Genomic DNA, 13,612 nt, shown 5'->3' on the forward strand with positions numbered 1-13,612 from the left:
CTACGGCGACTACCAAAAGCGAAAGCTTTTTATTGCGAAAAAAGGCGGCATGCCGGGCTCACCCCGTATGCCGCCTGTACGTTCGTTCACAATCACGTGCTTACTGTGCCGCTTCAGCTTTAACCTGCGCAGCTTTCGGTTGATGTCGTTCTTCGCGCCCCGGGATTCTGCCTGTCGCTTCATAGGCTACGACAATGGCGTCGATTTCCTTCTTGAGTTCCTCTACCATATCGGCTTCCGGGACTTTACGGATCATTTTGCCGTAGCGGAACAACAACCCTTCGCCGCGAGCACCCGCAATGCCGATATCCGCTTCACGAGCCTCACCAGGACCGTTAACCGCGCAACCTAGCACCGAAACTTTAATCGGAACTTTGATCTGAGAGATATACTCTTCGACTTCGTTCGCGATCGAGAACAGATCGATATCGAGTCGGCCGCAAGTCGGGCAGGAAACCAACGTTGCCGCATTCGTGATCAGCCCAAATGTTTTCAACAGTTCGCGAGCAACCTTCACTTCTTCTACCGGGTCGGCACTGAGCGAGATCCGCACAGTCGAACCGATTCCCATCGAAAGCAGCGCACCGATCCCGGCGGAACTTTTGATCGTTCCGGCATTGAGTGTGCCGGCTTCGGTGATACCCAGGTGCAGCGGATAAGGAATCACCTGCGCAGCCTTGCCATAAGCTTCGATGGCCATCGGCACGTCGGAAGCTTTCAGCGAAACGATGATATCATGGAAGTCCAGCTCTTCGAGAATGCCGATATGGAACAGCGCGCTTTCCACCATGGCATCCGCAGTCGGATAGCCGTATTTCTCGAGCAAATGGTTTTCCAGCGAGCCAGCATTGACACCGATGCGAATCGGTATTCCTTTTTCTTTGCAGGCTTTAACAACAGCTTCGACCTTTTCGCGCTTCCCGATGTTACCCGGGTTGATGCGAACTTTATCGATGCCGTTCTCGATCGCTTTCAACGCCAATTTATAATTGAAGTGAATATCGGCGACCAGCGGAATGTTGATCCGTTTCTTGATTTCTTTGATGGCGTCAGCCGCTTCGTCATTGTTGACGGTAACCCGCACAACCTGACAACCCGCCTCTTCCAAACGAAGAATTTCGGCTACTGTCGCTTCGACGTCGGCCGTTTTGGTTGTACACATGCTTTGAATAATCACTTCATCGCTGCCGCCGATAACCAGGTTGCCCACCTTTACGGGCCGTGTCTGATGTCTTAAATACATTTCATTCGACCTCCAAATCGGAAAAAGCAAGATGTCGTCCACTGCGGACGCTTGATGCGGCATTGGATCGTTTACCTGTTTAACACACTCATAGCAAACCGGCCAAACCATGTAGGGTTGACCGGCTCGGCATGAGGCCTATGCGATAAAAGAGGACGCTTTAGGCGCTCTCTTCCCGTTTTTTGTTTTTACCTTCGCCAAGTTCAGGAACAACCTTCTCCTTGACGACTTTCTCGGTAATGACGCATTCGGTCACGTCTTCGCGCGAAGGCACTTCGTACATGACGTCGAGCATCAGTCCTTCGATGATCGCTCTCAAACCGCGTGCACCGGTTTTGCGCTTGATTGCTTCTTCGGCAATCGCGAGCAGAGCCGCATCTTCGAACACCAAGTTTACGTTATCCATTTCAAGCAGCTTTTTGTACTGCTTGGTCAGGGCGTTTTTCGGTTCGGACAAAATGCGTACCAGCGTTTCTTCATCCAGCGGAGCCAATGTCGAGATTACCGGCAGACGGCCGACGAACTCCGGAATCAGACCGAATTTGAGCAAGTCTTCCGGTAACGCCATCATCAGGTATTCGCCTGCTTTCAATTCGCGTTGGCCTTCGCCTTCCGCGTTGAAACCGATGACTTTTTTGCCGATCCGACGCTTGATCATCTGTTCGAGGCCGTCAAATGCACCGCCGCAAATGAACAGGATGTTCGTTGTGTCGATTTGGATGAATTCTTGATGCGGGTGCTTACGTCCGCCTTGCGGAGGAACCGAAGCTACCGTACCTTCAAGAATTTTCAGCAAGGCTTGCTGCACGCCTTCGCCGGATACGTCGCGGGTAATCGAAGGGTTCTCCGATTTGCGTGCCACTTTATCGATTTCATCGATATAGATAATGCCGCGTTCGGCTTTCTCCACATCGTAATCGGCTGCTTGAATCAGCTTCAGCAGGATGTTTTCGACGTCTTCACCGACATAGCCGGCTTCCGTCAAGGATGTCGCGTCCGCAATCGCAAACGGTACGTTCAAGATACGAGCCATCGTCTGCGCAAGCAGCGTTTTACCCGAACCGGTAGGACCGATCAACATGATATTGCTTTTCGACAATTCCACGTCTTCGGATTTGCTTTGCGCGTTAACGCGCTTGTAGTGGTTATAAACGGCAACGGCCAGCGATTTTTTCGCTTGGTCTTGTCCAATTACGTATTGATCGAGGATCGCGCGGATTTCCTGCGGCTTCGGAATATCTTTCAGATCCACTTCTTCTTCATGGCCCAGTTCTTCCTCTACGATCTCCGTGCACAACTCGATGCATTCGTCGCAGATATATACGCCGGGTCCGGCAACGAGCTTCCGTACTTGTTCTTGCGTCTTACCGCAGAAGGAGCACTTCAGCTGACCCTTTTCTTCGTTGAATTTAAACATCTAACCACCCCTTCGAGGATTAAGAATTAATCGGTCGCTCAAGAATTTTGTCGATCAGTCCGTAAGACTTCGCTTCTTCGGCACTCATGAAGAAGTCGCGGTCCGTGTCCCGCTCGATTTTCTCAAGGGGCTGACCTGTCGTATCCACATAGATTTTATTCAGCTTCTGCTTCGTCTTGATGATCCAATCCGTATGGATCCAAATGTCCGAAGCTTGTCCGCTAACACCGCCGAGCGGCTGATGAATCATGACCTCGCTGTTCGGAAGCGCAAAACGCTTGCCCGGCGCTCCGGCTGTCAACAGAAGGGATCCCATGCTCGCTGCCATACCGACGCAAATCGTGGATACATCCGGCTTAATGTATTGCATTGTATCATATATACCCATGCCCGCAGTCACAGAACCACCGGGGGAATTAATGTACAAGTAGATGTCTTTCTCGGGATCTTCCGCTGCCAAGAATAGCAATTGCGCAATAATCAGATTGGCTACGTGATCGTCGATCGCATCGCCAAGCAGAATGATCCGATCCTTCAGGAGCCTCGAATAGATATCGTAAGAGCGCTCGCCGCGGCTTGTTGATTCAACAACTGTAGGGACTAAATTCATGCGATCAACCTCGCTTTCATTGGGACAGTGTATGGAGGTAAAGCAAGCTATCAAGAGTTAACAAGGTACTTGCTTCTATCCTATGCCTCTAGTTTACCATTTTCAAATGCCAATGTCATTTTTCGGCGCAAGAACATGAATCCTCGAATCGAAAAAGATAAAAAAGCAAGGCACGCATAAGATCATACGTGCCTTGCCTATGCAAGTCAAGCTATTGCTTACTCAGCGGATGCTGCGACTTCCTTGCTGTTTTCAAGCAGGAATTCGATTGTTTTGCGCAGAGTGATTTCATCGTTCAAGCTGGAGAGCGAACCGTTCGCGCCCAGAATGCTGCGGATTTCGTCAATGCTGCGTTTGTACATGTCAGCCATCGTTTGAAGTTCTTTTTCGATGTCCTCTTCGGATGCCGAAATGTTTTCTTCTTTTGCGATTGCTTCCAGAACCAGGTTGTTCAGCACGCGCTTCTCAGCATCGGACTTCATTTGTGCACGCAGGTCTTCAACCGTTTGACCGGAGAAGCTTGTGTACATTTCCAGGTTCATGCCTTGTTGACGCAGACGGTTGTCGAAGTCGCGCATCATGTTCTCAACTTCGCCTTCGATCATCGCTTCCGGAATTTCAACTTCCGCTTTTGCTGCTACGGCTTCAACAACCGCGTTTTCACGAGCTGCGTCGTTTTCGCGTTTTTTGCGATCTGCGATTTGAGTCTTCAGATCTGCTTTGTATTCGTCCAGCGTGTCGAATTCACTTACGTCTTTTGCGAATTCGTCGTCCAGCTCAGGAAGCTGTTTGCGCTTGATTTCATGCAGTTTAACTTTGAAGACGGCTTCTTTGCCAGCCAGTTCAGCTGCATGGTAAGTTTCCGGGAACGTTACGTTAACGTCCTTCGAATCGCCAGTCGACATGCCTACAACTTGCTCTTCGAATCCTGGAATGAACGAACCCGATCCAAGTTCAAGTGCATAGTTCTCGGCTTTGCCGCCTTCGAATGCTTCGTCGCCTACATATCCGTCGAAGTCGATGGATACGGTATCGCCATTCGCTGCCGCTTCTTCGTCAACGACGATCAGCTCAGCATGGCGAGTTTGCAGACGCTCAAGCTCTTCCGCGATTTCCGCGTCCGTCACGTCAACTTCGGATACAGGTACTTCTACGCCTTTGTATTCGCCCAGTTTAACTTCCGGTTTGACGGTAACTTTGGCTTTGAATTTCATCGTTTGGCCTTTGCCAAATTGATCGATGTCGATTTCAGGACGATCAACCGGGAAGATTCCCGCTTCTTCTACGGCTTCGCTGTAAGCTTCCGGCAGCAGAATGTCGATCGCGTCATTGTACAAGCTTTCCACGCCAAAACGCGCTTCGAAGATCGACCGCGGTACTTTACCTTTGCGGAAGCCCGGAACGTTGGCTTTCTTTACGACTTTTTGGAATGCTTTATCAAGTGCGGCTTCAACGCGTTCTACCGATACTTCAACTTCGAGAACGCCAAGGTTTTTCTCCGTTTTTTCCCAACTTGCTGTCATATTGAGTATTCCCCTCCAACAATTAGCTATCAATTAAGTTAATTTAACATACTACTACCTTGTCAATTCTTACTCGCGGAATTATGTTTGAATGAACGGCACACGCTTCAGGTGCGTTTCATTTGAACATAACCTTACTTTTAGCGTTGACAGGGTACTGCTTTCACGCTCGCAACAACCATACCATCATAACCAAATTCCCGGCGGATTTCAAGCATCAACGCCACTCCACTGCCAAATCCACAGGCTTAACGCCAAAAAAGTAACCGTTTCCCCGCAGATTAGCGAATCAAAGAGCCTTGCGTAAATGCACGAAGCGTCCGCTCAGCACGCTCGCAGCGGAAACGCAGTTCTCCCGTAATGCCGTAGGCATCGCGGATTTGCTCTGCGTTTCCATCGCCGCCCAATGCCTCCGATGCTTGTGCATGAAGCGCTGCGGCCCAAGCATCCAACTCTCCTTCTTCCCCGCGGATCAACATGACGTAATCATTGGTTCCGTAGGTCGCCATCATAAATTGCATCCATAATTCACGGGCAAAATAGAACATGGAAGGCGACTCGTTATCCGTCTGATCCGATACGCGCTCCAACACTTCGTCAACCGCGGAAGGAAAATCTCCCGGGGACAACGGCGTCCGTTCGATTTCCAGCTCCAAAGAAATGCCTTCGCGGGGAAGGCGGACCGGTCCCGATGCCCCGCGGCGCTTAAGCGTCTGAAGCCCGCGAAACTGGAGCAAGGGATGCAGTTCTCCCGCCTGCAACCATTCGATCAGCAGCCGATCACTCTCGGCGCCTTCCAGATAAGCCAATTGCTCCAGGGCAATTTGTCCGCGTTCCGTAAGCGGTTCTTCGGTTACTCTGCGAACCAGCTCAAATGTATACCCCGCATTTTCCCGCTGCTTCTCAATCGTTCGACGCTTGAGAACCTGCGCCTCGCTCTCCGGTTCTTCCCCGGCCAATGCCGCTTCGTTGCCATAGGCATCTTGAGCGCCTCCGGGAAAAGCCACGCGCAGCCATTCAAGCAGAGTGCTCCACTCCTGACGTCGCTGCTCGTCTTGCCCTTCGCAGCCCATCAGAAAATCCAATGTTTCCATCGCTTCTCCGTAACGTTCGCTCTCAAGCATCCGGGTAATCTGCTCCTGATAATGATCAAGCGTCTTCGGAAGCAGTACAACGCCTGCCTTTCGCGTCTGGTCGATAAGTCATTCCCCCTCTCCCGCAGGCCAACTTCCGTTCGTGATTCTCACAATGAAGGATGAGCGTCAATTATAGCATAAGCGAATCGCGATTGCTTCCTACCGCGTCTTTTCTGGCTAAATATCCTTCTATTAGATGAAAGAATAGATGGACGAAAAGACTCGCTCTTTACTGCAAGACAAGTTTTTTGAAAATATGCCTGCCTAAATGCTAGCTACGTTGGGTTAGTGTCACAAGAGTCGGTATGGAAACATGCAACGTGGAATATCCAAAGTCAGGCCCTGCCGGACTGAACAACACAGCCAGCGACCCAAAAGGTAAGACTTCTGCTCTCACCTCCAAGTGGGGCAAAAAGGGAAGGATCAAAGTCACCACGTCCAGAAGCGGTCAGTGTGTAGCAAAAGACCCTAAGAATCCGGGCAAAGGACAGGTCAAGTTCACCTACTACGTTCCGACGATGTTGAAGCTTTCATCAAGTTTGTTGTTGGACAAGGCAAGCTTTGGACGAAGAACGTCGAACACATGCTGGGGATTTTGTACTAGAGAATGGGTTGTAGGCGAAAGGCACGTGAGAGATACAGCGCTGCGTAGCGACTTAACCTGAGCTAGCGAAAGTCCGGAAGCTGTGGCAAGTATAGACGGCTTGGCATGAAGAACGTCTTCGGCTGTCGGGAACGTATCGAAGAGAGTATCTAGTGGCGCGACATCCAGAGAAAGAACCTGTGCCAAGTGCTGGACAAGTTTGGGTTGGTTGCGGAAGTTAAGCATGTTCACGACTCCTTTAAGAATGGTGAACGGAGTTTAACAGGCTTGTTTCTGTCGAACAAGACAACGCCACTAACGCGTGAGGAAAAGCAACGGCGACTATAATTATCTTAAAATCCATGATAAAAAACTTTTATGTGAAATTTGAAATAAAAATCATATAAACCATATTTTAAAAAAAATTACTATAATCCCTTAATGATGTTTATATAAATATAGACACATTATATTTCATTAATGTGATAGAAAAGGTTAAGTTAAACTTTTCTACAATAAAGGAGGAGAGAAAATGAAGAAAGTTATCACCGCTACAGTATCTAGTTTTTTCTTGTTGTCTAGTTTAACGTCATTTGCAGGCAGTCCGAACGATGTTACAAAAATCGAAAGCAATGTTGAGGTAATAAATGAGAGTGATCGTTCTTTTACTAAGACTGTAATTAACGAATTAATTGCTAACGCGGAAACCCAGATCGAAGCCTTAGAAAACGAAAAACCCTCAGAAAATGGAATCGATTCAACAAGTAAATCACTTGCAAAAAATGAAATTTATCAATATGTATATCTTTCTTCAAATGAGACTGAGCCTAGTTATGAATATACTCAACCAGTGGAAGAAAAACCTCAATTGAGGATATTAGATCTTAAGCCTCAAGATGATAACAATTTAAGCATCAACGCTTTACCGACTGATCAAACTGACTTTATTACAGATGGAGTTGGTGGCCGTGTGTTCATAAAGCCAAATGGGAATACTAACTCTAATTTAAGCATGTACCTTAAAGTTCCTGCTGACAACGAAGTTGCTCCTAAAATTGCTGCTTATAACTATACCGGCTTTAATGCAAGCAACAACGATACTCAGGTGGATATAGGATTAATGCAAGTGAAGGGACGAGGACAGTATCAAAGCGAAACTGCATGGCAAGCGTTTGCTACAGTCAGGGTTAACGGCAAAGTATTGAGTAACAAACTTATTAAACTTCTTGATGGATATGACAAAACTTACAACCTAAATGGTTTTAACTCAAATCAAACAGTCAATACAAGAACTTATTACAATTATGCAGGCACGGGTAAAGCAAGACTTCAAGTAAGCGGAACAGCGATTTGTGGTGACTTTGAATGTAAAAACCCTGTAGACACTGGCCTGACTACTATCTTAGAAACAAGTAAGATAGGCGTTACTTCTATAACCAATTGGAAACTAGTATCTACAGTTGTATCTAACGATAACACGGGCAAAAACAAAGGAATATTCAGTAATATAAAACTCGATAATACGTTAGTTCCAAGTTCTTATTTTGGTACCCCTTCCCAAGACCATGCCTATGTGACACGTGACGGTTCAAATACAGTTACAATAGATGTAGATTCCAATAAATATCCTTTTTGAGCATATAACGCAACTTTATTTGATAAAATTTCGTTAGAAATGATAAGCTCCTCTTCACCACAACATGTCTTTAACTATTCAAAAGAGTCTCGCTCAGGATTTAAAGTCCTCAATATGAAAAAACACAAGAATCTCGCTTCTTCAAAGATCTATAGTAGCTGTATGACAGTCAAGTAAACAAAAATCAGAAAACCTTGTGGTGAAGAGCATTATAAGCTCCATAAAACAGTAAAAAAGAGGTGGATTCATGCGAAGAATATTTGGGTTGGTTTCGATCTTTTTGTTGCTTGGATCATCGTCAATCTGGAGTATGCAAACTTATGCGGCTCATCCGGCATGGGATAATCAAGAAAATGAACCTCCGATAGGTTTGGTTGAGCCAGCATATTCTCTTATTGATCGTTATGAGCATTCTGAAAAAGTTCATTTGAGGATTAATGGAGATACCTTCTACAGCGAACTCAAACCTGTAAAAGTATATGAAACTGTCATGGTACCCGCAAGAGACTTATTTAAAAAGATAAATATGAAGATTCAATTTGACCAGCAAAGCCTTGCATTAACGGCAAGCAAATCAAACACGACTCTTAAATTTTCATTAAAAAGTTCTATTGCTACTGCAAACGGAAAGGAAAGCGTGTTGCCTCGAATTCCTTTCCGAGAGCAAACCAGTAATCGGATGTTTGTACCTTTGCGATATACAGTTGAATCGCTTGGCGGTACAGTCAAATGGGATAACAAGCAAAAAACAGCATACGTAACCCTAGCAAAATGAAAAGGTACACAGGCAATTAGCGCACGCTAAAAATAAACAAGCAAAACTTGGACAGCAACAGGACAGCCGAAAGCCAACCGGGTAGAATACGGAGCACCTACTCTCTCTCCTATTTCAACGCCCGGTTTTTCACTTGGAATATTCCTCTGAGCAACTTTTTTAAAGATCATACTTGCACTAACCAAGCATTCGTGGTATATTAATTTCTGTTCTGTTTTTCACTTTTGTCCCAGTAGCTCAGTTGGATAGAGCATGCGCCTTCTAAGCGCACGGTCGGGGGTTCGAATCCCTCCTGGGACGTTTGAGTAGAAGGTTCCCAAACGGGAGCCTTTTTTTATTTCCTAATGAATATAGACCTAGACCTATCAAGCCGTCTCCGGCATTGGAGCCGGCTTTTTTTCATTCGATGCAAAAAGACCTTCCAAAAGATCAGAAGGTCGCTTATCCTGCATCATCTCTGCCTATTCATCCCTTATCAGATCGAAGGTGCCGAAGGTGGCTTGGGTACGCTAGGTCCCGATGGCCCTGGCGGTGAGACAGGCGGGCGAGAAGGTCTGGATGGCGTATTTGTCGTGCCGTTCGACTCTGCTTCTTTCGTCAACAATACCCGGCTGCCGTTTTGATCCCATTCCAGCTCGGCACCAAATAGATCAGCCGCCACCCTGACCGGAACCATTGTCTTGTTCTCGTAAGATAACGGCGCGGCCTCAAGCGTGATATTTTGCCCGTTGCGCTTGGCGTCTCGGCTTCCCAGGGTTAAAACGAACCGCTCCCCGTTTTCGCCGCCTGTTATCGTAATCGTGCGCCAGGTCTTGTTGTATCGGAAACTGTAGTCGCCGAACGCTTTCAAATCAGTCAACGTCAAATAGGTCAAGCCGTTCCGAACCAGCACTTCTCCCTGCGCGACTCTTCCGTTTATGTACACCGTCGTCGCAGCGGCAAGGGCGCTTTTTTCGCTAATCGAAGGCGCCAGCGGCGCAATCAACAAGGCCGCTGTCGCCGCCAGTAACATTTTTTTCACTTTTCCAGCCGGATTCTTCGAACGCATGCTCATTTGATGACCTCCCCTCGTAGCTTGACCAACCTCTCATTTAACTGGGCCAAGTTACCCGTATACGTTTTTTAACCGTCGCTTCGGCGCCTTAATCGTCAATCCGAGTCGGAATTTCATTCCGATTCGGAAGCATGCGCCTTACTGCGGTATTCATGCGGAGAAATGCCTTCCAGCTCTTTAAAGACACGGGCAAACTGTTTAACGTTCTCAAAACCCACCGCTTCGCCGACGCCGATCATTTTCAACTCTCGTTCCGCCAACAGTTCTTTCGCTTTTTCGATCCGCACTTTTTTCAAATACACGACAAAACTTTCTCCCGTATACGCCTTGAACGCCTCGCTAAAATAGGAATAGTTTAGGGAAACATGGTTACTGACACTGGCCATATTGAGCGGTCTGGCGTAATTTTGTTCGATGAACGCGACCGCTTCTTTCAGATTTTCATTTTCCGTATAAGCCAGCCGAACTTGCTTGATATAATCGTTCAGACTCACCAGCAAATTCTCCAGTGCCCGGAAATAATCGTGAAAATAACGGAAACTATTCCAATCGCCCACCTTGCGGTACAGCTTGAGCACCTCCATTGAAGCTTCGCCGTAACGTCGAAACACCTCATCCAGCACCTGCTCGTTAATCAGCCTCGCCGTATGTTCAATATAGGAAATGTCGATTCGCGCCAGCTGGTCGATATGAAAAATGCGATACAGCAGTTCATTCATCTCACGCGTGCGGTCGGTCCCGAGCAGATTGCCGAGCAGCCGAATTTCTTCTTCCGGAGGCGGAAACAGTTGTCGCCCTTCCTTGATTGCCCGGGCATCCACCAGATGAACCCCCGGATGCAAAAAGGTGTACTTCAATGCCAGACACGCTTCCCGATAACTCTCCGGCAGGTCTTCCAACCGGCTTCCCGGCAACCCGAGACCGACGAGCAATCCGCCCAATTCCCGTTTCTCCGCCAGTTCAGCCAGACGCGCAAAGCGTTCGGGCGAAGGATCAATCAACACCAGATGACCTTCACGATTCCACAGGGCCGCTTCATGCCCCCGATCCAAAGGCCCTTCCAGACGTTCCACGACAGATGCCAACTCCTCGCGGCTCATGCTTCCGCCCTGTTCATACCGATAAGCAACCACCGCCAGGGAAAAAGGAAGGGTTACGCCCGCTCCGTCGGAAGATAGATCATCCAACGCCGCTTTAAATTCTGCGCTGTCCGCTTCAAGCAATTGGGTAAGCCGCGCCAAACGCAGCCGTTTTTTGTAATCCTGGGCCAGATCGATTCGCTCCGACTCGTCCTTCCGCTGCTCCAGTTCTTCCAAAGCACGCCCCAACGCTTCAAACAAATCTTCGCGCCGAATCGGCTTGAGCAGATAATCCCGTACTTGAAAACGGATCGCCGTCTTGGCATATTCAAATTCGTCGTAGCCGCTGAGCACCAGCACGATCGGACCTTCCGCCGCCCGGCACTGCTGTCGAAACCGCTCCAACAATTCCATCCCGTCCATGATAGGCATGCGAATATCCGTAATGACCACGTTCGCCGGATGCTCCGCATGCAGCTCCAATGCTTCTCGTCCATGGGCCGCGAGCCGAATCTGACAGGTATCGCCAAACTCCCGCTCGATCATGACTTTCAAGCCCTGACGTATATTTTTCTCATCATCTACAATCAACAGATCGATCATTCTTCCCATCCTCCTCCGGTCAGCAGCACTTTCGGAATCGTCAGCACGATACGCGTGTACGCCCCCTCCTCGCTCTCCAGAAACAGTCCGTATTCCTTGCCGTAAAAAAGCCGGATACGCTGATGTACATTGCGCAGACCAATCCCTCCAAGTTTGACTCCCGTATAAGCGGAACCTGTTCCTTCTTCTCCGCTCCCCTGAATTTCCGTATTCAACTCGGCCAAGCGCCCCTCGTCCATCCCTGCTCCGTTATCGGTCATCACAATCTGGATTTTCGCCAAGTCCGCTTCGCGCACTTCGATTCGGAACTCGCGCCGTCCTCCGTCGCCCAGCGTCTGCCAAGCATGCTTAACCGAGTTCTCGACGATCGGCTGGAGCGACATTTTCAAAATTTCCAGTTCCATAAAGGGCTTCGAAATCTCGCAGATCAACGTAATCGGTTCATCGAACCGGATATTCATGACTTCGATGTAATTTTCGATATGCCGGATTTCGTCTTTGAGTTTGACGTATTCGCCGGTCCATTTGAAGTTATACCGCATCATGCCGCCTAGCGAGGTTAACGAATCAGAGATTTTGCGTTGGTCTTCGATCTCGGCCAGCATTTTGATGTTTTCCAGCGTGTTATACAGAAAGTGCGAGTCGATCTGATTGTACAGCGTCCGCAGTTCGGCTTCCTTCATCAGCGCCTGCTTGCGTACCGCTTCGGCAATCAACTCGTTGATCGTCTGGGTCATTTTGTTAAAATGGTGTGCCAAGTCGCCGATTTCGCCTCCGCCGCTGATACTGAGCGCAGGTTGAAGTTCGCCTTTGCGCACCCGCTTCATCGCGTCGGCCAACTGCTTGAGATTTTTCAAAATAAACGAATTCATGATGTAGGTGAGCAGCGCGAGAATCAAAATGAATCCGATATTGGCGTAAATGAGCATGCTGCGCGTTCGATTCAGATCTTTGAGCACTTTTTCCAAAGAGACGGCATTGAGCAGGTAGGCATCCATTCGCTCGACAGGCGTGTATAGCATCATATAAGCTTCGCCGCCCTCTTCATAACGGAAAAATCCATCCGAGATATTGGGTACTTGACCGGGGTCGCCCAAATTCCGCAACTGAGATACCGCATATTGAACCGCAGGCGAGTCCGCTGGCAATTCAGAGTCTCCTCCGTGCGCATACACTTCACCGGACGTGACCAGCAGCATCTGTGATCCTTCTTCCTGAAGCTCTCCGAATGTTCGGGGCGAAAACTGATCCAAGCGCATATCGACCTGAACTACGCCGATGTGCTCGTCTTTCGGCAAGTTGATTTCGCGCAGCAGCGATACTTTAGGCGGGTCTTCTTCAGTTCCTCCGACATCCTGAACCGCGGATTCCGGTTGGAAATACCAGGCCTGACGCTCCCCTAAGCCCTCAGTCAACGCAAACCACGGTTTATCGCGCACCCGGCTCTCGCGAAAAATGATCGGCCAAATTTCGTAATTGCGTTCATTAGCCGTATAGAGACGCAAATGCAGAATAGCCGGATTGCTGATTTGGATGCGGGCCAGATTGGCATAAGCCGTATTGTTGAAATCAACTAACTCTGCGGCCGTAGGGTCTGTCTGCTCGGTCAGGTAGCGGCGTACATTTTGGTCGGACAAAGGCAGCTGGGCGGAACGTTCCATCGTTTCGATCTGATTCACGATGACCTGCTTCTCGCTCTGCACCAGATAATCGCTTTTCACCCGTGCGTCTTCAATGTAACTATCTCGGATATCATTATATAAATAAGTAGAAATTAACGTGCTGGGTATCAAAATCAACAAGGCATACGCGGCGACCAATCGGCTTTGCAGTGAGCGGGTTTGAAGCCAACGACGTACCGTGTAAGCGGCATCTCTCCATTTTATCCCCATCAGCTCCCCCTTGTATCCGTTTTCATGAAATGAGCTTCCCTATCATACAAAGCGCTTCCCC

General features: G+C 48.4%; 11 protein-coding genes and 1 tRNA gene. 3 read left to right on the forward strand and 9 right to left on the reverse strand.

Annotated features, from left to right (window positions below):
* Positions 1-100 precede the first annotated feature (100 nt).
* The 6 genes from ispG to SACSAC_RS22160 all read right to left on the reverse strand — a co-directional run bounded on the left by ispG (position 101) and on the right by SACSAC_RS22160 (position 6,758).
* Positions 101-1,243, reverse strand: a complete 1,143-nt coding sequence (gene ispG / locus SACSAC_RS22135; protein WP_037293518.1) for a flavodoxin-dependent (E)-4-hydroxy-3-methylbut-2-enyl-diphosphate synthase — start codon at positions 1,241-1,243, stop codon at positions 101-103.
* Positions 1,244-1,403: 160 nt separating this feature from the next.
* Positions 1,404-2,660 (reverse strand): ATP-dependent protease ATP-binding subunit ClpX, encoded by a 1,257-nt coding sequence (clpX, locus tag SACSAC_RS22140; protein ID WP_037290437.1) that lies wholly within the window; start codon positions 2,658-2,660, stop codon positions 1,404-1,406.
* A 19-nt stretch (positions 2,661-2,679) separates the two neighbouring features.
* Positions 2,680-3,270: an ATP-dependent Clp endopeptidase proteolytic subunit ClpP gene (gene clpP / locus SACSAC_RS22145; protein ID WP_037290439.1), complete on the reverse strand. Its 591-nt coding sequence runs from the start codon at positions 3,268-3,270 to the stop codon at positions 2,680-2,682.
* A 218-nt stretch (positions 3,271-3,488) separates the two neighbouring features.
* Positions 3,489-4,793, reverse strand: a complete 1,305-nt coding sequence (tig, locus tag SACSAC_RS22150) for a trigger factor (protein WP_037290441.1) — start codon at positions 4,791-4,793, stop codon at positions 3,489-3,491.
* A gap of 281 nt (positions 4,794-5,074) precedes the next feature.
* Positions 5,075-5,917, reverse strand: coding sequence for a hypothetical protein (locus SACSAC_RS22155; protein WP_037290446.1), 843 nt, complete (start codon positions 5,915-5,917; stop codon positions 5,075-5,077).
* A gap of 517 nt (positions 5,918-6,434) precedes the next feature.
* Positions 6,435-6,758, reverse strand: a complete 324-nt coding sequence (locus SACSAC_RS22160) for a hypothetical protein (RefSeq protein WP_037290449.1) — start codon at positions 6,756-6,758, stop codon at positions 6,435-6,437.
* Positions 6,759-7,044: 286 nt separating this feature from the next.
* On the opposite strand from SACSAC_RS22160, the gene SACSAC_RS27355 reads away from it, so the two are divergent.
* The 3 genes from SACSAC_RS27355 to SACSAC_RS22175 all read left to right on the forward strand — a co-directional run bounded on the left by SACSAC_RS27355 (position 7,045) and on the right by SACSAC_RS22175 (position 9,223).
* Positions 7,045-8,148 (forward strand): YrpD family protein, encoded by a 1,104-nt coding sequence (locus SACSAC_RS27355; RefSeq protein ID WP_051507322.1) that lies wholly within the window; start codon positions 7,045-7,047, stop codon positions 8,146-8,148.
* 247 nt (positions 8,149-8,395) lie between these two features.
* Entirely contained in the window at positions 8,396-8,923 is a 528-nt protein-coding gene (locus tag SACSAC_RS22170; RefSeq protein ID WP_037290452.1) for a copper amine oxidase N-terminal domain-containing protein, read from the forward strand.
* Between the two features lie 226 nt (positions 8,924-9,149).
* Positions 9,150-9,223: transfer RNA gene (locus SACSAC_RS22175), tRNA-Arg, on the forward strand.
* A gap of 175 nt (positions 9,224-9,398) precedes the next feature.
* Here SACSAC_RS22175 and SACSAC_RS22180 read toward each other — a convergent pair.
* From SACSAC_RS22180 to SACSAC_RS22190, 3 genes are all read right to left on the reverse strand, one after another.
* Positions 9,399-9,977: a copper amine oxidase N-terminal domain-containing protein gene (locus SACSAC_RS22180; RefSeq protein WP_051507323.1), complete on the reverse strand. Its 579-nt coding sequence runs from the start codon at positions 9,975-9,977 to the stop codon at positions 9,399-9,401.
* Positions 9,978-10,090: 113 nt separating this feature from the next.
* Positions 10,091-11,659: a response regulator gene (locus SACSAC_RS22185; protein WP_037290455.1), complete on the reverse strand. Its 1,569-nt coding sequence runs from the start codon at positions 11,657-11,659 to the stop codon at positions 10,091-10,093.
* A complete protein-coding gene (locus SACSAC_RS22190) occupies positions 11,656-13,551 on the reverse strand; it encodes a cache domain-containing sensor histidine kinase (protein WP_037290458.1) in 1,896 nt (631 codons plus the stop codon). The genes SACSAC_RS22185 and SACSAC_RS22190 overlap by 4 nt, the downstream gene beginning before the upstream one ends.
* Positions 13,552-13,612: the final 61 nt, after the last annotated feature.

The organism is Saccharibacillus sacchari DSM 19268, from assembly GCF_000585395.1.
GTDB classification, from domain to species: domain Bacteria; phylum Bacillota; class Bacilli; order Paenibacillales; family Paenibacillaceae; genus Saccharibacillus; species Saccharibacillus sacchari.